The 26,153-nt window shown below is 62.6% G+C and carries 19 protein-coding genes; 8 read left to right on the top strand and 11 right to left on the bottom strand.

Translation table 11 applies throughout. The annotated features are described in order from the left end of the window. Positions 1-49: 49 nt before the first annotated feature. The gene (locus SLG_RS13700; RefSeq protein WP_014077084.1) at positions 50-820 is read right to left on the bottom strand and encodes an IclR family transcriptional regulator; all 771 of its coding nucleotides are present in this window, start codon (positions 818-820) and stop codon (positions 50-52) included. A 360-nt stretch (positions 821-1,180) separates the two neighbouring features. Between SLG_RS13700 and SLG_RS13695 the strand changes: the two genes are divergently transcribed. The 4 genes from SLG_RS13695 to SLG_RS13680 all read left to right on the top strand — a co-directional run bounded on the left by SLG_RS13695 (position 1,181) and on the right by SLG_RS13680 (position 7,726). Next, on the top strand, positions 1,181-2,134 hold the full coding sequence (locus SLG_RS13695; protein ID WP_014077083.1) for a TauD/TfdA dioxygenase family protein: 954 nt from the start codon (positions 1,181-1,183) through the stop codon (positions 2,132-2,134). A gap of 1 nt (position 2,135) precedes the next feature. Continuing rightward, a complete protein-coding gene (locus SLG_RS13690) occupies positions 2,136-3,764 on the top strand; it encodes a thiamine pyrophosphate-requiring protein (protein WP_014077082.1) in 1,629 nt (542 codons plus the stop codon). Continuing rightward, complete coding sequence (locus SLG_RS13685) at positions 3,761-5,116, top strand: spinster family MFS transporter (protein ID WP_014077081.1); 1,356 nt, start codon at positions 3,761-3,763, stop codon at positions 5,114-5,116. Before SLG_RS13690 ends, SLG_RS13685 begins: the two co-directional genes overlap by 4 nt. Before the next feature lie 93 nt (positions 5,117-5,209). Beyond that, positions 5,210-7,726 carry a TonB-dependent receptor gene (locus SLG_RS13680; RefSeq protein ID WP_051003767.1) on the top strand — a complete coding sequence of 839 codons (2,517 nt, stop codon included), beginning with the start codon at positions 5,210-5,212 and terminating at the stop codon, positions 7,724-7,726. A gap of 178 nt (positions 7,727-7,904) precedes the next feature. Here the strand turns inward: SLG_RS13680 and SLG_RS13675 are convergent, their stop codons facing one another. From SLG_RS13675 to SLG_RS13650, 6 genes are all read right to left on the bottom strand, one after another. Continuing rightward, positions 7,905-8,336, bottom strand: a complete 432-nt coding sequence (locus tag SLG_RS13675; RefSeq protein ID WP_014077079.1) for an aconitase X swivel domain-containing protein — start codon at positions 8,334-8,336, stop codon at positions 7,905-7,907. Then, positions 8,333-9,622 (bottom strand): aconitase X, encoded by a 1,290-nt coding sequence (locus SLG_RS13670; protein WP_041392040.1) that lies wholly within the window; start codon positions 9,620-9,622, stop codon positions 8,333-8,335. The genes SLG_RS13675 and SLG_RS13670 overlap by 4 nt, the downstream gene beginning before the upstream one ends. A 39-nt stretch (positions 9,623-9,661) precedes the next feature. After that, on the bottom strand, positions 9,662-10,249 hold the full coding sequence (locus tag SLG_RS20470; RefSeq protein ID WP_051003766.1) for a MarR family winged helix-turn-helix transcriptional regulator: 588 nt from the start codon (positions 10,247-10,249) through the stop codon (positions 9,662-9,664). Positions 10,250-10,307: 58 nt separating this feature from the next. Beyond that, a complete protein-coding gene (locus SLG_RS13660; RefSeq protein WP_014077076.1) occupies positions 10,308-11,681 on the bottom strand; it encodes an MFS transporter in 1,374 nt (457 codons plus the stop codon). A gap of 214 nt (positions 11,682-11,895) precedes the next feature. Then, complete coding sequence (locus SLG_RS13655) at positions 11,896-14,832, bottom strand: TonB-dependent receptor domain-containing protein (RefSeq protein ID WP_014077075.1); 2,937 nt, start codon at positions 14,830-14,832, stop codon at positions 11,896-11,898. 213 nt (positions 14,833-15,045) lie between these two features. Continuing rightward, positions 15,046-15,870 (bottom strand): helix-turn-helix transcriptional regulator, encoded by an 825-nt coding sequence (locus tag SLG_RS13650; RefSeq protein ID WP_014077074.1) that lies wholly within the window; start codon positions 15,868-15,870, stop codon positions 15,046-15,048. Positions 15,871-15,968: 98 nt separating this feature from the next. Between SLG_RS13650 and SLG_RS13645 the strand changes: the two genes are divergently transcribed. Continuing rightward, positions 15,969-16,865, top strand: a complete 897-nt coding sequence (locus SLG_RS13645; RefSeq protein WP_041393363.1) for an SDR family oxidoreductase — start codon at positions 15,969-15,971, stop codon at positions 16,863-16,865. A 59-nt stretch (positions 16,866-16,924) separates the two neighbouring features. On the opposite strand, the gene SLG_RS13640 is transcribed toward SLG_RS13645, so the two are convergent. Next, positions 16,925-17,719 (bottom strand): MipA/OmpV family protein, encoded by a 795-nt coding sequence (locus SLG_RS13640; protein ID WP_014077072.1) that lies wholly within the window; start codon positions 17,717-17,719, stop codon positions 16,925-16,927. Between the two features lie 112 nt (positions 17,720-17,831). Then, a complete protein-coding gene (locus tag SLG_RS13635) occupies positions 17,832-19,148 on the bottom strand; it encodes an MFS transporter (protein WP_014077071.1) in 1,317 nt (438 codons plus the stop codon). Between the two features lie 110 nt (positions 19,149-19,258). Here SLG_RS13635 and SLG_RS13630 point away from each other — a divergent pair, with 110 nt between their 5' ends. Beyond that, positions 19,259-20,236, top strand: coding sequence for an AraC family transcriptional regulator (locus SLG_RS13630; protein ID WP_014077070.1), 978 nt, complete (start codon positions 19,259-19,261; stop codon positions 20,234-20,236). 51 nt (positions 20,237-20,287) lie between these two features. Here SLG_RS13630 and SLG_RS13625 read toward each other — a convergent pair whose 3' ends face one another. Together SLG_RS13625 and SLG_RS13620 are read right to left on the bottom strand one after the other, a co-directional pair. Then, a complete protein-coding gene (locus tag SLG_RS13625) occupies positions 20,288-21,103 on the bottom strand; it encodes an NAD-dependent epimerase/dehydratase family protein (protein ID WP_014077069.1) in 816 nt (271 codons plus the stop codon). After that, positions 21,100-21,561, bottom strand: coding sequence for a MarR family winged helix-turn-helix transcriptional regulator (locus SLG_RS13620; RefSeq protein ID WP_014077068.1), 462 nt, complete (start codon positions 21,559-21,561; stop codon positions 21,100-21,102). Before SLG_RS13620 ends, SLG_RS13625 begins: the two co-directional genes overlap by 4 nt. A gap of 211 nt (positions 21,562-21,772) precedes the next feature. On the opposite strand from SLG_RS13620, the gene SLG_RS13615 reads away from it, so the two are divergent. Continuing rightward, on the top strand, positions 21,773-22,687 hold the full coding sequence (locus SLG_RS13615; RefSeq protein ID WP_173385004.1) for an SDR family oxidoreductase: 915 nt from the start codon (positions 21,773-21,775) through the stop codon (positions 22,685-22,687). A 515-nt stretch (positions 22,688-23,202) separates the two neighbouring features. Then, the gene (locus tag SLG_RS13610) at positions 23,203-26,091 is read left to right on the top strand and encodes a TonB-dependent receptor plug domain-containing protein (RefSeq protein WP_014077065.1); all 2,889 of its coding nucleotides are present in this window, start codon (positions 23,203-23,205) and stop codon (positions 26,089-26,091) included. Positions 26,092-26,153 lie beyond the last annotated feature (62 nt).

Below are 26,153 nucleotides of genomic sequence, written 5' to 3'. Positions count from 1 at the left end.
TCTTCCTTGTTTGCCCAGTGATGAGTATTGCCGGCTTGCGGGAAGCACATCAATCGCGGGCTTTATAACCCAGCAGAGCAGACAGCTCCCGAGCCGCACTCTTCACCGAGCTCTCTATGTCGAGCGCTATATGCGGCAGCAGCCGTCTGGCCGGTGCTGTGACGCCTAAGCTCCCCAAAACCGTCCCGTCGGCGCGGAAGACGGGAGCCGCGACACCGGCGACATCCATTTCCTCGTTCCTGTAGTTTGCCACGCCGTCCGTGCGAACCTTCTCGATGACCGATGCCATTTGAGCGGCGGAGGGCATGGCCTGGCCGCTCAGAGGGCCCAGGGCGTGATTCTTCATCGCTTCGGCCGCATCTGCATCTGGAAGTGAAGCCAGAATGGCGCGCCCGAGCGATCCCCAACTCAGTGAGAGTTCCGTGTGACGTTCGATCATGAAGCGCAGGGGATGCGGCGTCTGTATGGTGGCAACGACGACGGCCGTGTGAGTTGATGGCTTGTAGACACAAAGGGAGCAGGTTTCTTCCCACTGCGACCACAGGCGCCGCAAGATCGGATCCGCCAGCCGACCCGGATCGACATGCTGCATGATGAGCGATGCCACCCGATGAAACTCGCTGCCGACGCGATAGGCCTGTCCCGTCCCGCGCTCGACCATGCCTGAGCGGATCAGCGGCTGAAGAAGGCGATGCACGCTGCTGGGCGGCAAGGCGGCCTTCGCTCCGAGCTGAGTCAGTGTGAATGTGGCCCCGCTCTCCGCCACAATCTTGAGCAGGGCAATTGTCCGTGCACCTGCTCCGCGATCGTCTTCTGTCATTGCCCCACCGTTTCATTGGCCCACCCTTCATCCATAGCCCGGTTCAATCGTGCCAAGAAAGAAAAAGTGCGACTATTTTCCGTATATCGGAAAAGTAATTACGTATATCGGAAATTATGTTGACGAGAGCGCGCGTGCGGGTTTAGCCAATCACCAAGGTGAGCCGGCGAACGGCTCCGGAAAAAATATGAGGGGGGAGGATGTTGGTCGGCTCGGCCACGCGCGCTCGGCGACAGGAACGAGTGAACGCGCGACGCTCGCAAGCGGTCCATGTGACGAGCTGTCGGGGCATTCCCAGTGAGGAATTTTAGACCTTAAGCGCGCCAGCTGCGTTCGCGCGCCTGTTTCAAGGAAATAGCAATGGCTTCAAAGACAATGCCCGACGACGCAACGCTGCCTCCCCCGATCGTCGCGGGCCTTCCGATGCCCGAGTTCAAGCGCATTGGTGTCGAACCAATCAGTGGTGCCTGTGGGTGTGAAATCAGCGGCGTCGATCTGCGCGAGCCTCTGGATTCCGAGACGCTTGCAGAGATCATGAAGGCCTTTGAACATTTCACCGTGATCGTGCTGCGCGACCAGAACTTGTCCCCTGAGCAGCACAAGGCTTTCTCTCATCATTTTGGTGAAATCACCGAACTGCCCCAGGCTCCCATCTATGGCGAGCACCGGGATATGCAGGAAGTGCGTCGCGAGGCGTTTGAGCCCGAGAATGTCGTTCCGTCATTCGAGCATTTTCATACCGACAGCCCGTTTCTGCTGCAGCCGCCCAAATGCATCGTCATGCGAGCGCTCGAGGTTCCGCGATGGGGCGGCGACACCGCGTTTTCCAATGCCTATCTTGTCTATGAACATCTCTCGGACGGGATGAAGGCGCTCCTGGACGGGCTCCAGGTGGTTTATTCCGGTGCAGAGATCTGGTCGAAGAATGAAAATCTGCCGCCGGAAAAACGCCTCCGCCTGCGCGAGAGCCATGACTTCACCGAAGATCAGTTGACCAACACGCATCCTGCAGTGCGTGTCCATCCGGTCACCGGCCGCAAGGCCCTCTTTGCGACAAGCGCCTATTTCAAGCATTTCGTCGGATGGAATGAAGCAGAGAGCCGCGCTCTGCTGAATTACCTCCAGTCCCTCGCCCAGCACCTCCATTATCACTGCCGGGTGAAATGGAAGAAGGACACGCTGATCGTCTGGGACAATCGCTTCACGCTTCATCGCGGTGTTCATGATTTCAAATTCGAGCGCCGTCACCTCGTCCGGACGACCGTGAAGGGAGAACGCCCCCTCGGTCCTGGCGACTTCAGCCCAAAAGCCTGAGATGAAGGTCAGCAGAGCCATCGCGGAGATCCTCGCGAAAGAGGGCGTGGAGGTCATCTTCGGCTATCCGCGTAATGCGGTGCTGGAAACGGCGGCCGAGATCGGGATCCGGCCGGTCATCGTCCGGCAGGAGCGGACGGGCGTCCATATGGCGGATGCCCTTTCCCGCTTGAGCCGGGGCAAGCGCCTCGGTGTCTTCGCCATGCAACATGGCCCCGGCACCGAGAATGCCTATGGCGGTGTCGCCCAGGCCTATTCGGAATCCGTTCCGGTGCTTGTTCTCCCCCAGGGCTATGCGCGCCGCATCGCGCACCTGCCCGACAACTATAATGCGACCGTTTCGATGCGAGACGTCTGCAAGCATGCGGAACCGTTGAACGTGGCCGAGGAAGTCGGCAACGTCATGCGCCGCGCTTTCACGCAATTGCGCAACGGTCGCTTGCGGCCGGTCATCATCGAATTGCCCTGGGACGTTCTGCCCGAGGAGGTAGAGGAACCCCTTGTCTACCACCCCTCGGTCAGTGCGAAAAGTGCGCCCGATCCGGCCGGTGTTCGGGCCGCCGCCGCGCTGCTCACATCGGCGAAACGTCCCGTCATTTATGCCGGGCAGGGCGTGCACTGGGCGGAGGCCTATGATGAACTGCGGGCTCTGGCCGAGGCGCTGGCCGTGCCCGTCGCGACGAGCCTTGAAGGCAAGAGCTGTTTTGACGAGACGCATCCCCTCGCGCTGGGCTCAGGCGGCGCAGCTGTTCCCGGCCAGCTTCGGCATTTCCTTGATGAGGCCGACGTCATTCTCGGCATCGGCTGCAGTTTCTCGGAGACGGCCTTTGGGGTGCGTATGCCAGCGGGCAAACGCATCATTCATGCGACGCTCGACCCGGCGGACATCAACAAGTCGGTACCCTGCGAACTTGCCCTTGTCGGAGATGCAAAGCTCACCCTTTCAATGCTGCTCGACGCCAGTCGGGGACTGATCGACGATCCTCGGGATATGGCCCCGATCGCAGCGGAGATTGCGCAGGTCGAACGGTCATGGATGGCCGAGTGGCTGCCGATCCTCACCAGCGACAGCGTCCCGATGACACCCTATCGGGTGCTCTGGGAACTTCAGCAGACGGTGGATGTGGCCAACACCATCATCACACATGACGCGGGTTCACCCCGAGACCAACTCACCCCATTCTGGAAAAGCAGGACGCCGCTCTCCTATATCGGCTGGGGGAAGTCGACGCAGCTTGGCTATGGGCTTGGCCTGGCGATGGGCGCAAAGCTGGCTTGCCCGGACAAGCTGTGCATCAACGTGTGGGGCGACGCGGCGATCGGTTTCACGGGCATGGACTTCGAGACCGCAGTCCGCGAGCGTTTGCCGATCCTCTCCATCCTTCTCAACAACAGCGCCATGGCGATCGAGCTTGATATCATGCCGGCCGCCACGGAACGCTACCGTGCGACCGACATCTCGGGAGACTATGCTGCTTTTGCGCGCGCGCTTGGCGGATATGGCGAGCGTGTCGAACGTCCCGCCGATATCGCCGACGCAATCAGACGCGGCATCGCCGCGACGCAAGCCGGTCAACCGGCCCTGATCGAATTCATCACCGCCAAGGAAAAGAGAGCATCGCGGCTGTGAGGGGGCTTCCGATCCCTGACGGCTCCACGCCCGCGGCCAATGCCGAAAATGCCGGCGAGCTTGAGGCGAGCCCGCGCGGTGACTGGTCGGCCCAGGCAATATATAGCCTGGGGTTCCTGACGCTGGTCTCTTCATTCAACTATCTTGACCGCTCACTGCTTGGCCTGGCGTTACCCCAGATCAAGGCGGAAATGCATATTTCAGACACGGTGATGGGGCTCGTGTCAGGGCTGGCATTCGTCCTCTTCTATTCGATCATGAGCGTACCGATCGCCTGGGCAGCGGATCGGTGGAACCGACGCAACATCATCGCACTGGGCTTTGCGTTCTGGAGTTTCATGACCCTCGCCACAGCCTGGGTCGGCAACATCTGGCAGCTCGCAATTGCCCGCTTTCTCATGGGTGCCGGCGAGGCTTGCGGTATCGCGCCGTCAAACTCGATGACAGCGGATCTGTTTCGGGCCGAACGCCGGCCGCTCGCCTATTCGATCTTCGCGACAGCCGCCTCGATCTCGTCCATTCTCTTCTTTCCCATCGCAGGCTGGGTCGGGCAGCATTATGGATGGCGCCAGATGTTCATCGTCGCGGGGCTGCCCGGGCTGGGGCTGGCCTTGCTCTTCTTCCTGACCGTCCGTGAGCCTCGCCGCGGAGCCTCGGAGAACAGCACGGCCCGCGGCAATGCGATCCCGAGCAAGGACAAGAGCACTGTCCGTTTCTGGCAGAGCCTCCGGCTCCTGCTGGGTTCGCGCGCTTATCTTGCGCTTCTGGCCGGATCGACCTTCATGGGTCTCAATGTTTTCGCCTCCTCGGTCTGGACCCCCACATTCCTCACACGCGTCCATGGCCTTTCGCTGGGCGAGATTGCTGCGACCATCGGCCCGTTGCGCGGCGCCTGCGGCGTGGCGGGCGTCCTGCTCGGCGGCCTCCTGATCGACAGGCTCGGGCGTCGTCACGCGCACTGGCGCATGACGCTGCCTGCCATCGCCTGCGTTCTGGTGGGCCCGGCCGAGGCGGCCTTTGCCTTGAGCGACCATCATGTCGTCTGGCTCGGCGGCTTTGCCGTCAGCGCCTTTCTCCTGCTTGTCCATCAGGGCCCGGTGTTCGCCGGGGTCGTTGCCGTTGCGCCGCTGCGCACCCGAGCGGTTGCGACCTCCATCCTGCTCTTCTGTTCGGCCATGTTCGGGCAGGCAGTCGGTCCGCTTTTTGTCGGGGTCATGAACGACCTGCTGGAGCCGACATTTGGTCTTCAGGCCATTCGATACTCAATGCTCATCGTCGCCGGAACAGCGGTCCTGGCTGGCCTGTGCTTCTTCATCGCTGGAAGAGCCACCACCAGGGAGCAGCGGCAATGACGTGAGACGCGCCTTCGCTCGGCGAGCGCAGGACCTGTCGTGATGAAAAGATAAAGACGGAAGGGAGAGGCAAAAATGAATAGCAGAATACTCTTGATCGGCGGCACGGCCATGGCCTTGCTCGCGACATCTTCGGCAAACGGGCAAACCGCACAGACAGGGAGCGAAGCTTCCGAGACCGATATCGTCGTAACAGCGCAGTTCCGGGCTCAAAATCTCCAGGACACGCCGATCGCGATTACGGCCGTCAATGCGGGGATGCTGGAAGCGCGTAGCCAGACCGATATCAGTCAGGTTGCCAATCAGGCTCCTTCAGTCACGCTCAAACCGCAGGGAGCCGCTTATGGCCCGTCCCTGAGTGCCAATATTCGCGGCGTTGGCCAGACTGACTTCAACCCGGCGCTCGAACCCGGCGTGGGCTTCTATGTCGATGATGTCTATTATGCGACATTGACCGGTTCAATCATAGATCTGCTCGACCTTGATCGCGTCGAGGTGCTGCGTGGTCCGCAAGGGACGCTGGCCGGCCGAAACTCCATCGGTGGCGCGGTCAAACTTTATTCCAAGAAACCCGAAGGCAGCAACACCGGCTATGTGGCCGCGACATATGGCATCCGCAATCGGCTCGACCTGCGTGGAAGCGCGGATTTCCATGTCGCAAGCGGGATCGATGCGCGCATCTCGGGCGTCGCGAAGAAGCAGGAAGGCTATGTGGATCGGCTCGATTTCGGTTGCCTCTATCCGGCGGGCGGCACGGCGACCTTCACCCCGGCCTTTCCAACGGCTTCCAATCCCAACCAGACGCCAATGCTGATGAACCCCGTTGGCGGAATCCCGGCGCGGACCAATCGCGGCGACTGTGTTCTCGCGAAGGAGGGAGAGGTTGGCTATATCGCCATGCGCGGCCAGCTTCGCGTGCGACCGACAGATACGCTCGATATCAACATCATCGGTGATTATACCGATGATGATCGCGTCGCGGCAGGGTCGGTGCTGCTGCTGCGCCAATATCCGAACGGCGCGGTGGCGAGTCCCCGTTTCCCCTTGCCGCTCATTCCGGCGACAGGATCATCGCCGCCGCAAAACTACGCTGCCGCTTCGCCCCCGGGCCGCGACATAAACCCGTTTGCAGCCCCGGATACGCTGCTGGCCTATGACAATCGCTTTGTTTGCGGCCAATATTGCAACTTCGGCACCTACGACATGCCTGCCGACGGAAATTTCCGGGCGTCGAGCGGCGATGGCCGGGTGAGATTCAAGGGCTGGGGCGTCTCGGGCCAGATCGAATGGGCGCTCGCCGACCATTTGCAGCTCAATTCCATCACGGCATTCCGGCGCTACACGTCAAATTTCTCGAACGATAATGACGTCTCGCCGATGGCTCACAGCCTTGGTTATGGGCCGCTGACCTTTCGCTTCTTCAGTCAGGAGCTCAGGCTGAACGGCCAGATAGGGAGCACGATCGACTACACGGTTGGCGCCTATTACAGCGACCAGAAGTCCGTCTATACCTCGTTCCAGGATCTGCGTTCTTCAAATCTCCAGTTTCAGCAAAGTGACCCGGTCGACGCAGACAGCAAGGCGGTGTTTGCCCATCTGTCCTGGAACCCGATCGACCCGCTGACTTTGACGGGCGGCATCCGGTACACCAAGGAGAGCAAGACCTACCAATATATCCGCCAACGGCCCTATCTTGACCCGACCTCGGTAACGGCAAACGGCGTTCTGCCGCTTAATGGAACGATCGGGAAGTTCAGCGGGGAGCGCGTGGATTATCGCGCAAATGTGCAATATGCCTTTTCCAACGACGTCATGGCCTACGCTCAGTTCTCGACGGGCTTCAAGGGCGGCGGCGTAAATCCCCGGCCATTCTTTGTTCAGCAGGCGCTTTCATTCGGCCCGGAAACGCTGAACGCGTATGAACTGGGCTTGAAGACCGACTTCTTCGATCGGCGGCTGCGCCTGAACGTCGCAACATTCCTGAGTAAGTACAAAGGGATCCAGCTTTCGCTCAGCAATTGCACGGCTATCACCGGCGCAGGGTTTGGCGCGCCATGCGCTCTGCCGGTCAACGCGGGTGATGCGGATATCAAGGGCGTCGAAGTGGAGGCGACCATCCGTCCGGTGGATGGTCTGCTCATCGATGGCGCGGTCAGCTATCTTGATTTCGAGTATACGCGCTTTGGAACCTACACCGTCGGCACAACCACGGTGGCGGTGGGCGGCCCGACCAATCTGAACGGCCCGCAATTCGGCGACTATGCGCCCTACACGCCGAAATGGAAGTGGAGCGCCGGCGCGCAATATGAGATCGACCTCGGTACGGCGGGCTCGCTGACCCCGCGCATCGATGCCTCGTTCCAGAGCAAGATCTATACGGTGTCCGCAAACCGTTCGAGCAATCGCATCGACGCCTACACGGTCGCAAATGCGCGGCTCACCTGGCGCAACGATGAGGAAGATCTTGATGTCTCGCTCGAAGTGACAAATCTCTTCGACGAATACTATCTGCTCACGATCTACGATCAGACGGTCGGCGGGCAGGGCTATTCCAGTGGCCAGCCCGGGCGTCCCCGGGAATGGGCAGTCACTGTTCGAAAGAAGTTCTGAACCTTAGACGGCGTCGTCATCGCCGACACCGGTCATCTCTGGGTCGGTCTTTCGCCAGGTCCCATCTGGGACGGAGAAAGATCGGCTCAGAGATCAGGCTCAATTTGTGGGCCGGCCTCCTCAGCACACTGCGGCGCATACAGGCCAGCGCTCAGCGGAAAACGAGGCAGCGATCGCTTCAATCCGGCTTGCGGTCCCATATAGTGATTCTCCCCGCGTCGCCATCGACGCGGACCCAGTCGCCGGTCCGGATATGATCCAGCGGATCCTGGTCGCAGTCCGTGACCGCAGGTGTCCGCATGACCACCGCAGCCTTGGTCGTCATGATGTTGAACACCATTGCAACCGGGGCCATGCCGCGCAGCTTGGCCATGTGGAAGATACCGGACCAGCCAGACGAGCCCTTGGCGCCGGGAAAAACGAGAACCTTGCCCGCGAAGCTCTGGCCCTTGAGCTCGTGCCGGGTTTCGATGACAGTTCCGTTCATGAGATTGACGCCACCCCAGCCGGAGATGGTCTGTCGCGTCACAAGCGCCTCGCCCTCAGCGACGCCGCCCACGACCTTGCGGCCGCGCAGGACGATCCGAGGCTTCTCCAGAAGCTGGGTCATGCCAGTTTTCCTTTCCACTTGCCGGTACAGGCAGCGTCGATGCATTCGGCCGTCGTGCCGTACCAACCTTCGATGCCCATCATCGCGGGCAGATAGTGGACCTGCTTGGCGCTATCGAGGGCGGCCACTTTCGTGCCCTTCGGGACGGCCTGGCTGATCGCGGAGCAGGTGTCGGTCATCAGATAGGCGCCCGCGTCACGCAGGATCCTGGTGTAGCCGTTCGCGTCCGCCGTCGCCTTGACGGCGCGGCTCGTGAAAATCCACAGCGCGCAATTGGCATGAACCTTTCGCCCCTCGATGAGCGCTGCCGCCTGAGCGATCTGTTCAATGGAATAATGCGGGCAGCCGAGCATGACATAGTCGACATCCTCGCTCTGGCCGACGCTGTTGAGCGTCTCATAGATGCGTCGCCGGGCAGCGGCGTCATAGACGAAATGCTCGCCACGCGCCGCACCGCCAAAGGCATGCTCGACGCTGGGTGCTTCCGGCGTGATGCCGACCATGTGATACATTTCGACCCCGCCGGAGGATGCGGCCGCTGCGCCGAAATGCTTGTGGCGAATGAGACTTGGGTTGCTGATGTCGCCAGTGATGACCGGGATGGTATCCTGCACGGCGTCACCTACGAAATAGCCGAGCATGCCCCACTCGAAGATCGAGTCCACCGGCATCTCCACGCTGACGCGATGCTGCCCCTTCCGGAAGTCATCCCGATGGAAGCCCCAGTCCGGAATGCGCTTGGCCAGCATTGCGGCGCTGGTGGATTCGCGGCCTTCGCAATTGGTGCGCGCGCCGATCACCGAATTGGCGAAGACGACAGCACTCGATTCCATCCATGCGCAATGCTCGCCCATGACGGGCACATTCCCGGCCAGATATGGCGTGCAGGTCTTGAGGATCTGAATGCCGTGCGCGGCCACCTCGGCTTCGTCGGACACGAAATTGGCATGCGCATCCGCGCTCATGCCCTGCTCCTGCCAGAGCGCGGGGTCCATCCCGCCCTGCAGATGACAGGAGAACGCGTTCATGCGCGGCACGTCCACGACCTCGTCGGAATCCAGGTCGAAGCGCGAGAAGACGGCGCGATAATCGCCGCCGTCGGCCGCATAATGATCCTTCACCCATTGTAGCGCGGAGCCGGGAACGCCCGCGACATTGTTCGTCTCGACGAAGCGCTCGGCACCCAGCGCATCGGCATAGCGGATGAGCAATTCCATGGCTTTGCTTGTTGCCGCTCCGGCTTGCCCATCAAGCATCGCCTGTTCCGCATCTGTCAGTTTGACCATCTTTCCGTCTCCGACATCATTCCAATGAATGCTTCTCAGTTAGCTCAGTTCGTCCAACCGAAAATGGATCTGCTCCAGCACTTCCAGCGTCACCGCGAGCTTGGCCGGATCGATGTCCCGGAGCACTTCGCTGCGCAGCTTGTTCGTGATGGCCATGATGTTCTGCGCCACCTGGATGCCCTTCTCCGTGATACGGTTGTGCGTGATGCGGCGATCAATCTTGCTCTGGTAACGATCAATGAGTTCATCACGCGCGAGCGAGTTCAGCATCGATACCATGGTCGGCCCTTCGACGCCGACCACACGGGCGAGTTCACCCTGGCTGATCTCATCCTCCGAGCTTGCCATGAGGTAGAGCGTTTCCCAGCGGGCCATGTTCTGCCCGATCGGCTTGAGCCGGTCGTTCGCCAGCTTGCGCCAGCGTCGCCCAGCGACCACGAGCGCTCGCGTCGTACGAAAATTGAACACATCCTGCGCATCCGGAACGGTGGTCGTGTAGAAGTTCCGCAAATGGCGCTCGGCCTGGTCCTTGGGATAGCCGCCGTAGAAGCCGTTCTTCGCAACGCCGGGTGACTGCTCGGGGCTCTCTCCGCCTTCCGCCTTCTTGGTGCGTCGCTGCTCTTTCACGGGCGAGGCCCTCTGCGACCCGTTTGTCTCATGCGGGATGCCAGCAGGACCATGATGCTCAGTTCGCCTCAGCCAGATGGGGAGCCGGAGGGGCCGTCGGCGTCCGGCGCCGTTTCACGATGGCGCCGATGCCGAAGGCGCACAAGGCAAGCGCGGCGGGACACAGCGCCAGGATAGCGAAGCTGCGCACGATGGGAAGGCCGCTGGACAGCACATAAGCGCCGACGATCGGCCCGGCGATGCCGCCGATCTTGGCGATGGAGGTGGCCCAGCCGGCGCCGTTCGCACGGATCGAGGAGGGGTAGAAGACCCCTGCGATCGAAAGAATGCCGAAATGCGCGCCGCCCACAAAGCTGGTCGCCGCCACCGAGACGGCAAGGAAGACCGCGGGGTCCATCGGCACGAGGCCGACGAGCAGCAGCAGGGGGAAGGCGATGGCCGGATAGAAGGCGACCGCATAGGGGCCCTTGCCATCGGTAAAGCGCATCAGCAACAGCCCCAGCACCGCGCCTGCCACGCCGCCGATGGACGAGACATAGGCGGCCGTCTCGCGCGAGAACTGCAGATCCTCATAGACGATCGGTCCCCAGTTGGCCTTGAAATAGACCGCGAGCGTGCTGGCGATGTAGCCGATCCACAAAAGGGGCGTCAGCCATTTGAGGTCGCCGGTGAACAGTTTGCCGACTGTGAAATTGCCCTCGTCCTTCTTCTCGTCCGACAGCAGGAAACGATCCTGCGGCGCGGCTTTCAGCGCCGGGTCGATCTTGTTGAGAGTCGCGGCGATCACCTGCGGCTTGAGGTTCTTGGAGGCAAGAAAGCGCACGGATTCCGGCAGCCACAAGAGCAGGCCGAAAGCGCAGACGATGGTGCCGATACCGCCGAAGATGAACACGCCCTCCCACCCGTAATCGGGCGCGAGCCACACGGTGACCGGCCCCGCGAGCGAGGAGCCGATGCTATATCCCATCATGATGACGGTCACGACCGTGGAGCGATATCTGGCCGGCACATATTCGATGTTTAGCGCCCATGCGAGCGGCAGCATGCCGCCGATCGCGAACCCATCGAGAAAGCGCAGCAACAGCAGCTGCTCGTAGTTTTCCGCGAAGCTGGTCGCGGCGGTGAGAATGCCAAAGGCGAAGGCGGCCCAGATGATCGTCTGCCGCCGCCCGATCCTGTCCCCGATATAGGCCAGGGCGAACCCGCCCACCATCATACCGACCAGACCCGCCGAGAAGACATTGCCCAGCATGTGGGTGGAGAGGCCCAGATCGTCCCGCATCCAGGGTGCGGTGAAGCTGATGAGCATCATGTCGAATCCGTCGAACACGGTGATCAGCCACGAGAGCACGATCAGCTTGTAATTGAACGGGCCAAGCTTGCGATCATTGATGAACGACGCGATGTCGATCGAGCGGGGCGTGCGGGCCATGATCAGGCGTCCTGTCCAGCGGTGCGAGGCGCGTGCGCATCCGTCCGGCGGACCGCGCCCCGGGCCCGACGATGGGGGGCTGGCCCGAGAGCGGGGACAAAGGCCCCGAGCGGCAGAATGTGCGGCCTGTTACTGGAGCATCGATCGAACATGACTGCCTCGCGTTGGATGGCCAGGAGGCGCCGGACCTTCGCAGGCCCGGCGCCTGAATGGATCAGAATGCTGCGCGCACGCCGGCCTTGAACATCCGACCGACGGGATTGAACAGCACGTTATTACCGCTGCCGTTCGCACCTGGATAGTTCGGCGGATCCTTGTCGAAGACATTGTCGACGCCGAAATACACGTCCATCCGGTTATCCTGAGTGATCGGCACCTTCACCGTGCCGAGCAGGTTCAGATAGATGCGGCCGGGCATGGCGTTGGTGTTGGAACTGTTCGCCGACCCGATGGCAAAGCCGGGTTGCTCGGCGCCCACGAAAGCAGCGTTGTAGAAGCCGTCATTGATCCAGCGGGCATTCGCGGTCATCGAGAAGCGCTCGCCGATATCGAGCGTAGCCGTGCCGTCGATGGTCCAGTCGGGAATACCCGGAGGCGTGCCGCCGCGCAGGCCAGTCTGCCCCGCGCGTTCGGTCGGCCCGACGGCATCCACCGTGATCAGATCCTTCACATGGGATGCGAGCACGCGCAGATTCAGCATATTGCCACCAAGCGGTTGACGATAGGCCAGCTCGATGTCGTAGCCCCGTGCAATCAGCTCATTAACATTCTGAAATGTATCGCGAATATTCGTGATCACGCGGTCCGCGTCACGCGTAACAAGCGCGCAGCTCTGCGCATCGCCCTCGGCGCAGCGCGCGACGATATTCTGCTGACCCAGTGTGCTGATCGCATCGTCGATCTGAATGTCGTAATAATCGACGGACAAGCGGAAGCGGCCCAGAAAACCGCCCCGGGGCGCGAGGACGACGCCCACCGTGAAGGTATCGGCCTTCTCCGGACGCAGATCCGGATTGGAGCCCAGCGTGATCGGGACAACAGCCTGAACGCCTTCACGGCCGACGTCAGTGACAATGCCCTGCGTGTTGGTGAGCGGTCCGAACAGTTCCGCGACGTTGGGCGCGCGGATGTCACGCGAGCGGGTCACGCGGAAGCGAATGGCATCGATCGGCGCCCACGTGCCGCCCACCTTCCAGGTCGTGGCATTCACGCTGCTGCTCTCCGCAGTCGCGCTCGAGCGGTTGTAATGGGTCCGACGGATGGCGCCGCTGATGCCCAGTTCCTGGAACGCGGTCATGTCTGCCAGCAACGGCACTTCCGCTTCGGCATAGACTTCCGCAACGTCGATCTTGCCGGAGATGGTCGAACCGCCGCCGGTGAAGAAGCGGCCCGCCTGCGAGAGCGCATCCGTGTCGCCCTCGACATTGTCGCTGCGATATTCGCCGCCGATCGCGATACCGAGTTTGCCGGCGGGGAGATCGATCAGAGACCCCGTCAGGTTCGCGGCAACGACATGCTCCGTCGTGATGTTGGTCTGGAAGGCGTTGGCCGTCACATAGGCTTTGGCGTCTTCAAAATTCGGCTGGTTTGCAAAACCGAACGGATTGAGCGCGACGCAGCTCGGATCGTCATTGGTCGTGATGCCATCCGCGTTGATCCGGCACACCGCCTGACCTGAGGAATTCCGGACCGAATCCAGGGCGTTCAGCATGCGGCTCGTCACGACGCCATTGGTCAGGTCGCTGCGGAAATCATTGCGACCGAACTGATAATAAAGATCCGCGCGCCAGTTGCTGTCGATCTCATAGGCGGCCGAGCCGACAATGCGCAGGACATTGTTGCGCACATGGATTGGCGAGGAGCCGATATCCTTGAACCCCTTGCCCAGCGTGAAGCTGGTGAGGCCGTTTTGCGCGAGAATTGTCGGGATATCGAGCGTCGGGTCGGACGAGCGCGGCAGGAAAGCATTGTCGTCACGGATGGTGATTGCGGTGTTGCGATAGGCGGGCGCACGATGGTCGCCTTCGCCATGGCCGTAATTGACGCCGAGCTCCAGCGTGAGTGCGGGCGTGGCCTCGAAGGTGAGATAGCCCATTGCTGCCCAGCGTTCGGTCGGCGAGACGATGGGAAAGTCGAAATAGATATTCTCGCCCGGCCCGTCGCTCTCGCCGCCAAATTGATAGAGTGAATTGACGTGCGTGCCGAACTGGAAGCGGCGCGGCGTTCCATCCGCGCCGAAAGTAATGCCGTCAATCGGGCGCAGCGAGGGCACGAAGTTGCCGACATATGCAGAAGCGGGCGGGGTGGTCACCCCATTATACGAAGCGCTCCAGGGCGTCGCGGCGCGGCGCATATTATTGGCCGGAATGGTGGCCGTCTGACCTGGGCGAAGCGGATTGCGGCCCACGTTGATGAAGCCATTAGCGCACCATTCGCGCTCCGGGCAGGCCTCCACGCCGCTGCTGCGCTCATATTCGCCGCCGACGACGAGGTGCAGCCGGTCGCCCAGCGCCCAGCCCGCGGCGCCGCCGAACTGGCGGGTATAATTGTCGCCATATTCGGAAAAGCCGATCTGGCCGGCTAGTTTGTAGCCCGTCAAATTCTTGTCGATGAGCAGGTTGACGACGCCGGAAACCGCGTCCGATCCATAAACGGCAGAGGCGCCGCCGGTGACGACCTCGGCGCGCTGAAGCAGGATCGATGGAATCATGTTGGTGTCGACCGTCGCCTGCGTGGTCGAGGGAACGAAGCGTTTGCCGTCGACCAGTGTCAGTGTGCGAACAGCGCCAAGACCACGCAAATCGAGGATACGGCCGCCGACATAGCCAGCTGCTGCTGCAAGGCCAGTCGAGGCCGGCGTGTTTGTCGCGCGGAACGCGGGCATTTCAGCAAGAGCATCGCCGATATTCGCGGAGCCTCGCTCCTCGAGCCTCGCGCCGTCCATCACAGAGACCGGTGTAGGCCGATCGAAACCGGACACGATGCGCGATCCCGTCACGATGATCGCTTCGTTTGACGTGCCACTCTCGGCCGGAACGTCAGTCGCGCTTTCCTGCGCCTGAGCGTGCACGGGCTGAACGCCCGCGCACAATACGACTGCAAAAGCTGCCACGCTCGAATGTGCGAGCAGCCGCTTGACGGAATCCCTCATGCTTCACTCTCCCAGTTATTTTTATTCCGGTAGCAATCTACTGATTAGAATATTAGGTTGCAATCTACTTTTTGGAGGGTTCAGTTTGGGGGGGGCGATGCCATCGCTGTCGCGGATCCGCCAAGCTCGCGCCACTTTCAACGGGGGGTGAACGGGCGTCCGCTGTCGGGAAGCGCAGATCGATGTTCGAATGTCCGTTCGAAAATCTCCACTTCATGCCTCCGCAACCAGCGCCTGAATGCGCTCGATCGTTCGCGGTATCGTCGGATTGTAGACCATCATGATGAGATCGGATCGTCCTTCGACCGCGAAGGTGGAGAATTCCAGGTCGACCGTGCCCAGCACGGGGTGATGAAGTCGTTTGGTGCCTTCGCCGTGTCCCATGACTTCATTGTCATTCCACAGCGCCCTGAATTCGGCGCTCGAGGCTGACAGCTCATCGACCAGCTGCCGGATTTCCAGACCGGCCCCAGCGCGCGCGGCATCGGCTCGGAAGGTGCTGACGACGTAGCGCGCCACGTTGCGCCAGTCCTCCTGCGCGGCACGGACCCGTTCATCGGCGAAGATCAGGCGCAGGACGTTGCGCCCCTCGCGCGGCAGCTCGGCATAGTTGGCCAGCACCAGCGTCGCCGCCTTGTTCCAGGCGACGACATCCCAGGTCGCCGTCCGGATGATGGCGGGGCTGTGCGGCATGGCGTCCAGCACGCGCTGCAGGCGCGGCGTGATGCCTTCGTGCTGGCGATAGCGCGCCTCAGGAGGATGTCCGAACGCGAGGATGTGGAGATGATCGCGCTCCGGCTCGGTGAGCATCAGGCCGGTGGCGATCCGGTCCAGCACATCGGCGGACGGCGCGCCGCCACGACCCTGCTCCAGCCAGGTATACCAGGTGGGGCTGATGTTCGCACGCTGGGCGACCTCCTCCCGGCGCAGGCCGGGGGTGCGCCGGCGCCCCGGCTGAAAGCCGAAGGTCGCCGGGTCAAGGCGCATGCGCCGATCGCGCAGGAATGTGCCGAGCTGGTTCTCGCCTTGGAGGGGCATCCGAATCCTGTCGATAATTATACCATGATAAAGTCACTACTTTAACAGGAATACCTTCTCACCGAATGGGGCGGTCCGTCAATCTGGAGGAGTTCCCCATGCGTATCTTTCTCACTGGTGCCACCGGCTTTATCGGTTCGCGAATCCTGCCTGAGCTTCTGGGTGCGGGTCATGAGGTGATCGGCCTTACGCGCTCGGAGGCCGGCGCACGCGCGCTGACCGCCGCTGGCGCGCAGGCCCATCTCGGCAATCTGGAGGACCTTGCGAGCATCCGCGCCGGCGCCGAGCGCGCCGACGCTGTCATCCACACCGCCTTCGATCATGACTTCTCAAAATATGCGGCGAGCTGCGAACAGGATCGTCACGTGATCGATGCGCTTGGCGCGGTGCTCGGGGGCTCTGAGCGGCCACTGCTCATCACCTCGGCAGTGATCATGGGTGCGCCTGATGATGGCAGCCCGGCCGTCGAGACGTTGTTCACCGTCCGCCACCACCCCCGGTCGAGTGCTGAGCTGGCTGGCGAGGCGCTGCTTGAAAGGGGCGTGAACCTGTCGGTCGTTCGCCTTCCGCAAGTGCATGACACGGTGAAGCAGGGCCTGATCACGCCTTATGTGGAACTGGCACGGGAAAAGGGCGTCGTTGCCTATGTCGGCGATGGCGAGAACTGCTGGTCCGCCGGCCATGTCCTTGACGTGGCGCGGCTCTATCGCCTCGCGCTGGAGCGGGCCGAGCCGGGGGCACGCTATCAGGCAGTCGCGGAGGAAGGGGTGGCCCTTCGCGAGATTGCGGCGAGCGTTGCTGCTGGCCTCGACCTTCCGCTCGTTTCTCTGTCTCCTGAAGATGCGGCGACCCATTTCGGCTGGTTCGCGATGTTCGCAGCCACCGACATGTCAGCATCCAGCGCCCGAACCCGAGCACTGCTCGGCTGGGAGCCGAGTGGACCGGGCCTGATCGCGGATCTCGAGCGAATGGACTATTCGTCCGTGGCGATCTGAACTGCGAAAGGGGCGGCGCCGTGCAGTATCGTCGCCGGAGCCGCCCGCCTTACGGGCCTTCAGAACCGATAGGCGAGGGCGAGGCCGGCGGCCGGTTGCCAGCGGCTGCCCTCCTGGGTGACGGGGCTGTCGGCGAGATCGCCGATGAGATAGCTCGCGCCGGCGCGGGCGACCACCCCGAGGCGGCGGTTGAACCAGTAGGATGCCGTCACGCCGGCGCCCACGTCACGGAAGCCGGCGCCGGGGCGATAGGCTGGCAAGCCGCTGGCAGCGGCGGCGGCTTCGTCGATGCCGAAATAGGTACGGGCATAATCCGCATTGGCCCAGCCGGCCTGCGCATCGAGCGAGAGGGAGAAGACGGGGTTGCGGATCGCTGCATAGCTGGCGGTCGCCGTCGCGATCAGGCCTTTGTGCGTGTCCGACACATCGTGAACGACGGTCAGGTCCATCTGCACCGATCCCTGGCCGAAGCGGTCGCCGCCGATCCTGTAGCCCACGAAGCCACCTGCCTCGATCGCGGTGTCGATTTCCGGCAGAAGGCCGACGGGACCGTCCGCATCGTCACGCGGCAGGCGCAGGCCGATCGCCGGGCCAAAGGAGAGACGCGACCCCGGATTGAGATCGAGGCGCAGGCGCTGGCCGCGCATTTCGAGGCTGACGATGCCGAGGCGGATCTCCCCCGTGACGAAGGGGAGCACGCGCATGTCACTCGCGCCATCATATTCGGGCACGATACCGGCACCAACCGCGACAATGCCGCGCGACGGGGTGTCCGGGGAAGCCTCCTGCGCATGGACGCCGGTGGCCGACAGGGCGGTGCCGCAGACAAGCAAGGTCGAGACGAGAGTTCGCATAGTCGATTTCCTTCTTTTTGAGGGGGCCGCCGAAGGCGTTCCGTTTCCGGAAAATTGTCCTTCGGTGGCCGGGGGTCGCGGCGGGGCGGGTGGGATTGGCGCCCCCCTGGAGTCAGCGCTGCCGAAGCAAGGCAGCGATCCTGTGGTTTGCCATCAGAATTGCGAGGCCGCTGAGGATGCTGGCGACGGGCACGGTCAGCAGGCCGAGCCCGAGGCTGTTGGGCATGTGCGCCGCGCTTCCCGCATCGCTGATCAGGCCGACGATGAGCGGACCTAGCGCAGGGCCAAGCAGGCCCGAGCCGATCAGGACGAGGCTCGACGCCATGGCCTCGCGGCCCTGGCCGGCCACGAGGTGCGCAGCGCCGAAACCCCATGGCAGCAGGAAGGCGAAGGACAGCATGCTCGGCAGGAACAGCAGGATCGAGAGCCAGCCGACAGGGGCGAACAGGCCTGCCGTTGTCGTCATTGCGGCGATGATGAACAGGATGGCAGGGGGACCCAGCACGCGCCCGGTGCCCGAGCGCACCACCCGGTCGAACCAGCGACCGCCCAGCAGCGTACCCACGATGCCCAGCAGGCCCTGCGGCAGCCCGAAGGCAAGGCCGGCCTCGCTGGCGGTGAAGCCATGAGTGCGGATGAGGAAGGGGGCGGCGAAGGCATAAAAAGGCGCCGCGGCAAAGCCACTGGCGATCGCGCCGATGAACAGCCAGCGGAAGCCGGGTGCCGACAGCAGGCGCATGCTTGTGCGCATGAAGGGTTCTGCAGAGGCCGCCATGCGCTGCAGCGGTGGCGTGGGCCCGATGGCGACGAAAGCAGTGACAGCGATCACGCCGCCAAGGGCGCCCGCGCCGACCAGCGCCGTGCGCCAGCCGACCGTGTCGCTGAGCGCGCCGCCGGCCGCAAACCCCACCATGGTGCCAAGAGGGATGCCCAGAGCGAACAGCCCGATCGCCAGGCCTCTTCGCTCCGGCCGGATTTTCCGCGCGATGATCGCATGTCCGGCCGGGATCGCGCCCGCCTCACCGAAGGCCACGCCGAAGCGCGTGAACGCCAGGACCAGGAAACTCGCGGCAAGGCCTCCGAGCGCCGTCATCGCGCTCCAGACCAGCGCGCAGAAAACAAGCACGAAACGGGGCGACCCCCGGTCTGAAACGCGGGCAAGCGGCAGGGAAAGAAGCGTATAACAGACCGCGAAAGCAAGGCCTGTCAGCAACCCGATCTGTGTATCGCTGAGAGAAAGATCAATCTTGATCGCTTCTGCCATGATGAAGGGCAGCATCCGATCAATCTGAGAGATCAGGCTGACGAGGAAAAGGGCGACGAGTATTGCGCCGGAGCGCCATCCATCCGCATGTTCATTCGAGCTTTCCTCGCCGATCTGGAAAGAAGCGCTGGATATTTCTGTTGATCGCGTGGCAATTTCTGCCATGATCGTGACGCTCCTCGCTTGGGTTGGTGCCAGCAAGTTAGATGGAGCGACCCATGATCAGAATGCCGAATACCTCAATAAATTTGCCCAATCCTCCAGGCGCCGATAGGGTGAGCAGAGATGGGCAGGTCCTGCGCTGGCCGCTCGCCCAGGCGGAGAAACGCGTGCCTTCAGCCCTTCACGCGGCGGTCGCCGCTCATATCGATGCCCAGGGCGGCGGCGAGGGCCGTTTTCCCACGCGGCTTGCCGGCATGCACATCATGCGGTCCTTCGAGGCCCGGATGCCGATGCGGCAGGTCTATCGGCCGGGGCTCTGCGTCGTGATCCAGGGCGCAAAGGAAATTCTCTTCGGTGAGGAGACCTTTCGCTATGGCGTGATGGAATGTCTGGCGATCGGCCTTGATCTTCCGGCCAGCGGACGGGTCATCGAGGCAAGCGCGGACGCGCCTTATATCGGCATCACCATCGATCTCGACATGACGATCATGCGCGAGGTGCTGGGACAGCTCGAAACGCCGCCCGTGCCGACCAGCGGGTCAGGGCCCTGCCTGTTCGTCGGGAAGGTCGATGCACCTCTGGCCGATTGCATGCTGCGCCTGCTCCGGATGTCCGAGACGCCCGAGGCGATCCCGATCCTCTACCCGTCCGTGATGCGCGAGATCTGCTACTGGCTGCTGACGAGCCCAAATGGCGGCGAACTGCGTAACCTGGGCCTGCCGGAATCGAGCAGCGAGCGAGTCAGCAAGGCCATTTTCCAGCTGCAGAACAGCTTTGCGCAGACACTGCGGGTGGAGCAGCTGGCCGAGACGGCTCGCATGAGCACGTCGTCATTTCACCAGCATTTCAAGGCGCTCACGTCCATGACGCCGCTTCAGTACCAGAAGCAGCTGCGCTTGCTGGAAGCCAGGCGACTGATGGTGGTCGACGGGGTCAATGTGAGCGAGGCTGCCTATCAGGTGGGCTATGAAAGCGCGTCGCAGTTCAGCCGGGAATATACGCGGATGTTTGGTGCCGCGCCCAAGCGGGACGTGCTGGATATGCGCCGCCAATATAGCCGATATGCCAGCCGCACGCTGCAAGAGGCATAAGCGCTGCGCGGTGGCGCCGGCTTAGGAGCCGCGCCTTCCCATGGCCGCGCGTTACAGCAGCCCTTCGTGCGCCGCCTGGTGGACACTCCTCACGATGGGCTGAAAGCCGAGCCGGCGGGCAAGCGCGCCGTCCATATGCAGGCGCCAGGGATTGGTCAGCGGCGCGGAGGAGGGCTCGATCGCGCCTCCCGCCAGCTGCACCAGTTCATGGATCGATGTGGGGGCATCATCGCCGATATTGACGATCCGCCCGTCCATCGCGCCATCCAGCGCCAGCATCATGGCGGTCGCAATGTCGCGATGATGGACCATGCTCATCCGCTGGGCGGGGTGAAGCTTCACTTGGGCGAGATGCCGGGGAAGCGACTCGATATGGCCGTCCCCATCGCCATAGACGAAGCCGAAGCGCTGGATCGACCAGTTGAGGCCGCTGTCCCGCAGGTCCATCTCGGCGGCCAGCTTGCTCGCCGGATAGTCGAGCGTGGGGGAACAGCGATCCTCTTCTGCGCCGGGTCGCGGGGCGTCGGCGTCATAGACGTGGGACGTGCTGGCCATGATGAGCCGCGGGTCCGGCGCATGGGCCTTCATCGCGGCGATGAGGTTGCGCGTCCCGTCGAGATTCACTTTCCAGATGAGGTCGGCATCGGTCGTGCGGAAGACGGCCGCGAGATGGATGACGGCCGAAACGCCCTGCACGGCCGATGCCAGCGAGGCGGGATCGAGCAGGTCGCCAGTCGCGATCGACACGCCCGCAGGCACGCCGCTGCCCGGCCGGGCCAGTGCCCGGCAGTCCAGCCCCGCCTGCACCAGACGCGGAAGAAGCCGGGCGCCGACCAGTCCGCTCGCGCCAGTTACCAGGATCGTCATGGTCTGTTTCCTTTCTCAAGCAGGCTTTCGAGCCGTTCGGTTGCCGTGCGGAGCACGCCGATCGCGGTCTCGATATCGGCCTCGTCCATCCCGCCGAACGCCACGGCGCGAATGAAGGACAGGTCGGGCAGGGTGGTCCACAGCTTCGCGCCGGCATCGGTGAGGCGCAGCAGCTTCTGCCGCTGGTCGGCCTGATCGGGCACCTGCTCGACCAGACCCTTGCGCACGAGCGTGGCGACGATGCCGCTCATGGTCGCGCGTTCGATCTCCAGCAGCCGTCCCAGATCGCGCTGGATGACTGGGCCCACCGTGGCAAGCCGGTGCAGAACATACCATTGCACGGAGCCAAGGCCATGGGGACGCAGAACGGAATCCATGACGTCCCGACCGGCGAAATAGCAGCGCTTCGCCCAGGCGCCGATACTGTCCTGCGCTGTGCCTTCCTGTTTGTCCGGCAAGGATGCCTCCCTTGATTCGTAAGCTACCTTACAAATATGTAAGGTGCCATACGTTTGTCAACCTCGTGGAGGAATGGGCAGGTTTTTTGCGCGTTCCGGCATGGTGGTTTTCCGGCTCACCGCCATCATGAAGCAGGACGGCGGGGCAAGGGCATCGCGGGTTTCGATTGCCCGCGGCGCCCCGCCCGCGTTGGGAAGGCAAGGATCATCAATGACGAACTGGACGAGCAGTGACATCCCACCCCAATGGAACCGTGATGTGGTCGTGACGGGCACCGGGGGGCTTGGCTTCCAAGATGCGCTTGCCCTGGCCGCCGCCGGGGCCAATGTCGTGATCGCCGGGCGCAATCCCGAGAAAGGCGCCGCGGCAGTCGCGACGATCAAGCGCGCCGTGCCTGGCGCACAGGTGCGGTTCGGGAAGCTGGATCTCGCCGATCTCGGCTCGGTCGCGGCGTTCGCGGGGCAGCTCGCGCAGGAACAGGACAGTCTTGATCTGCTCATCAACAATGCGGCGGTCATGCGCCCGCCGGAACGGCGTGAAACGCGCGACGGCTTCGAACTGCAGTTCGGTACCAACTATCTCGGGCATTTCGCGCTCACTGCGCATCTGTTGCCGCTGCTGAGGAAAGGGCAGGAACCACGGGTCGTGACGCTCAGCAGCGTCGCGGCGCGCCAGGGGGCCATCGATTTCGACGATCTGCAGGCCGAGCGCAGCTACCGCTCCATGCATGTCTATGCCCAGTCCAAGCTCGCCTGCCTCATGTTCGCGCTCGAGCTGAGCCGGCGCAGCAAGGCGGCCGGCTGGGGCATCGAGAGCCACGCGGCGCATCCGGGCATCACGCGCACGGACCTCATCGTGAACGGCTCGGGCCGATCGAGCCTTCATGGTCGGCTGCGCCGCTACCTCTGGTTCCTGTTCCAGCCCGCCTGGCAAGGCGCCTTGCCAACGCTGTTCGCGGCAACCGATCCCTCGGCGCGGGACGGCGGCTATTATGGGCCCGATCGGCTTGGCGGCACGCGAGGATATCCAACCGAGGAGCAACCGCCCAAGCAGGCGCTGGATGACGCCGCCGCCGCGCGTCTGTGGGAGCTGTCCCTGGACCTGGCGAAAGTGCAGTTTGCTTGATGTCGGTCAAAAGCCGGCAAATTGCCATTGCGCTTCAAAATTTGACTGACGCACGGGACAAGCTCTGGATAATAGCGCCCCAGTCAGATTTATGAACCTCTGACAGCTTTCGGCGATTTCCTTCGGGGTAGCGAACGGCCGCTATCGCGGGGGCAGGCAGTTCTCGCAAGATTGTGTACTTTTATATCAGCTTCATGCTCGCGAGCTTGGGCCATTGCACAAGTCGTCTGTCGGCCTTGATCTGGTCGAACGGCTCTGCCCTGGCCGTCCGCCTCGATCTCGGTTCTCAGGCGCGATGAGCTTCAATGCTCCAGCGCCCCAGTGCGCATACAGCCCGACCATTCTCGATTTGAGAATGCATCTCCTAACTGAGCTTATCTTCCTGACGATCCAGGCCCGACCTAAGACGCTGTCCATCACTTCAGGGTGGAGCCGCTCAGCTCGCGTGTCGAGCCCGCGGCGCAATGGCGCCTCACCCTTGAGGCCATAATAAGTTGAAGCAGGGAGAGGATCAGATGAAGTCTTTCAATGCAGCGCCATGGCGCCTTCTTGTGGGTGTTTGCATCGCCGCGGTGATGTGCCCGTTCAGCGCGGCGACGGCTCAGAGCAACGAGCAGCCCGCTGATGCGCCTGTGGCGGCTGAGGCCGCACCGGAAAGCGCTGCTGCTGGAAGCGCTGCGGCGCCCGCTCAGGACATCGTGATAACCGGCTCGCGCATTCAGGCCGGCGGGTTTACGGCCCCTACGCCGACTTCTGTCATCAGCACGGCGCAGATTCAATCCGTCGCTCCGACGCGCGTAGATGATATCCTGCGCCTCATTCCGGCATTCTCTACAACGGGCAGCGGTGTGGCGCGTGCCCTGTCCTCTGCGACGGTGACGGCTGATCTGCGGAATGTCGGTCCTCAGCGGACGTTGGTTCTCCTCGATGGCCGCCGGCACGTCGCCACAGCGCCCGATGGCACGGTGGACCTTGGCGTCATCCCTTCCATTCTCATCGCACGGACTGAGGTCGTGACGGGCGGCGCCTCGGCATCCTGGGGGTCCGACGCTGTCTCCGGTGTGATCAATCTCATTCTCAAATCGGACCTCGAAGGCGTCGAGGGCACGGTGCAGAGCGGTATTTCCCAATATGGTGATGCCCAGAACGTGCTTGCCGGGCTAGCGGCCGGAACGCGCTTCGGCGGCGGGCGTGGCCACATTCTCATCGGCGGGGAATATTCGAAGAATGACGGGGTCGGCCAGACCCCTTATCGTCCTCGCCCATGGGCCAGCCGTGGCCTCGCCGGCAATTCCAACTATGCCGCGAATGGCTTGCCCGCGAACATTTACGCGGATGATGTGCGCCGCACTGATCTCTGGGAAGGCGGCCTGATCACCAGTGGTCCGCTGCGCGGGACCACATTCCTGCCGGGCGGGCAAACGGGTCAGTTTGGCTATGGCGAGGTCTTCGGTAACCGGATGATCGGCGGGACCGATAACTATACCGAAATCATCAATCCGGGTGGTAATCTGCAGCAGCCGGTGGAGCGCTATTCGGCAATGGCGCGCGTCTCCTACGAGGTGTTCGACAATCTCTCCCTGTTTGCGGAAGGAACGTTCGCTCATTCCGTGACCAACGGCTATTTCGCCGAGCCGCGTCAGCAGGGTTCGGTCACGGGTAATCCGACGTGCTCCGCGACGATCATTCCTGGCGGTCAGACCGGCAACGTTCTGGTGCCGATCACCAACCCCTATCTGAGCGACGAATTCCGCGAGCGCGCCATCGCCGCGGGCGTCTCATGCTTCAACTTCGGTCGCTCCTACCGGGAGCCCGGCCTTGGTGCCGTGCGCGGACGTGTGGGCTCGCCTTCGGTCTATCGGGGCGTCGTCGGCGTCGAAGGCAAGCTCGGCGAGTGGTCGTTCGACGCTTATTATCAATATGGCCGCAATCACTTCGTTCAGGAGTATGTCGGTCAGATCAACATGATCAATTATCGCAAGGCGATCGACGCCGTGCGCTCGGGCGATGACATTGTCTGCCGCGTGAATGCCGATTCCAATCCTGCCAATGACGATCCGGCGTGCGCGCCGCTCAATCTGTTCGGCTTCGGGTCGCCATCGCAGGAAGCCATTTCATACATCACCGGCACGTCCAGGTTCGACCTCACCACCAAGCAGCAAGTGGCAGCATTCAGTGCCAATGGTGCGTTGTTTGAAGGCTGGGCCGGTCCGATCAACGCGGCGTTTGGCGCGGAATATCGCGAGGAATCGATCGACGCGACGGTGGATGCCATTTCGCAGGCTGGGCAGTGGCAAAGCGGCTCGCGTCAGCCGATCGCCGGCAGCTACAATGTGAAGGAAGTGTTCGGCGAGCTGGCGATCCCGCTGTTGAAGGATCTGCCGCTGGTTCGTTCGTTCGATCTCAACCTTGCGGCGCGCTACACGGATTACAGCACGTCGGGTGGCGTGACGACCTGGAAGATCGGTGCGACCTGGGAATTGTCGAGGGAACTGCGGCTCCGTGCAACGCGGTCCCGCGATATCCGGGCCGGCAATTTTGCCGAGCTGTTCGCTCCGACGACGGTGTCGCGTCAGAATATTCGCGACCCACGGCGTTCGACGAACTACACCGTCGAGGTCACGTCTCTGGGGAATTCCAATCTCGATCCCGAGACGGCCAATACGTTGACGGCCGGCATCGTCTACCAGCCCAGCTGGCTGGATGGCCTCCGTCTCTCAGTCGACTATTACGACATCGACATCAAGGGATTGATCGGTACGATTTCGGCCAATGAAGTGCTCGAGCGTTGCTATATCGATGGTATTTCGGACTTTTGCGACCTCGTCACCACCGCCGGCGGTGCGCCCAATGGCGACATCAGCGGCATCACGGTGCGCTTCGAGAATCTGGATCGCCTGAAGACGAAGGGTGTCGACATCGAGGCTGCCTATCGCTCTTCGCTGGAGAACATCTTCGGCGAAGGGGCAGGTACGCTCTCCGTTCGCCTGTTGGGCACTTATCTCGACACCCTGGCGACGACGGCCGTGGCCACGGCCAGCACCGAAGAGCGGGCAGGCGAGTATGTGACACCGCACTGGCGCGTCTCCGGTCTGATCACGCATGAGCTAGGTCGCCTGACGAGCACGCTGGATCTCCGCTGGCTGCAGGGTGGCAAGATCGACAATGATTTCGTTGTCGGCACCGGCGCGCTCAACACGATCAACTTCAACGACACGAAGAACATCTTCTACACCAACGCCACGTTCACGGTCGATGTTTCCAGGGACGCTGACCGCAGTCGGGAGATGTTCATCCGTCTCAACAACATCTTCAATGTCGCGCCGCCTTTCCCGGATCAGGCGTCGCCATTGTTCGATCAGGTTGGCCGGTCGTTCCGTGTCGGTCTGAGGTTCAAGCTCTGAGAGGGCAAAAGCCCTTCGTCAGTCATGATGGGATGGTGCGATGAGCACCATCCTGCAGAAAG

Source organism: Sphingobium sp. SYK-6 (assembly GCF_000283515.1).
GTDB lineage: Bacteria > Pseudomonadota > Alphaproteobacteria > Sphingomonadales > Sphingomonadaceae > Sphingobium > Sphingobium lignivorans.
Note: the sequence above shows the minus strand (reverse complement) of the source record. Positions and strands in the feature narration are given on the sequence as shown.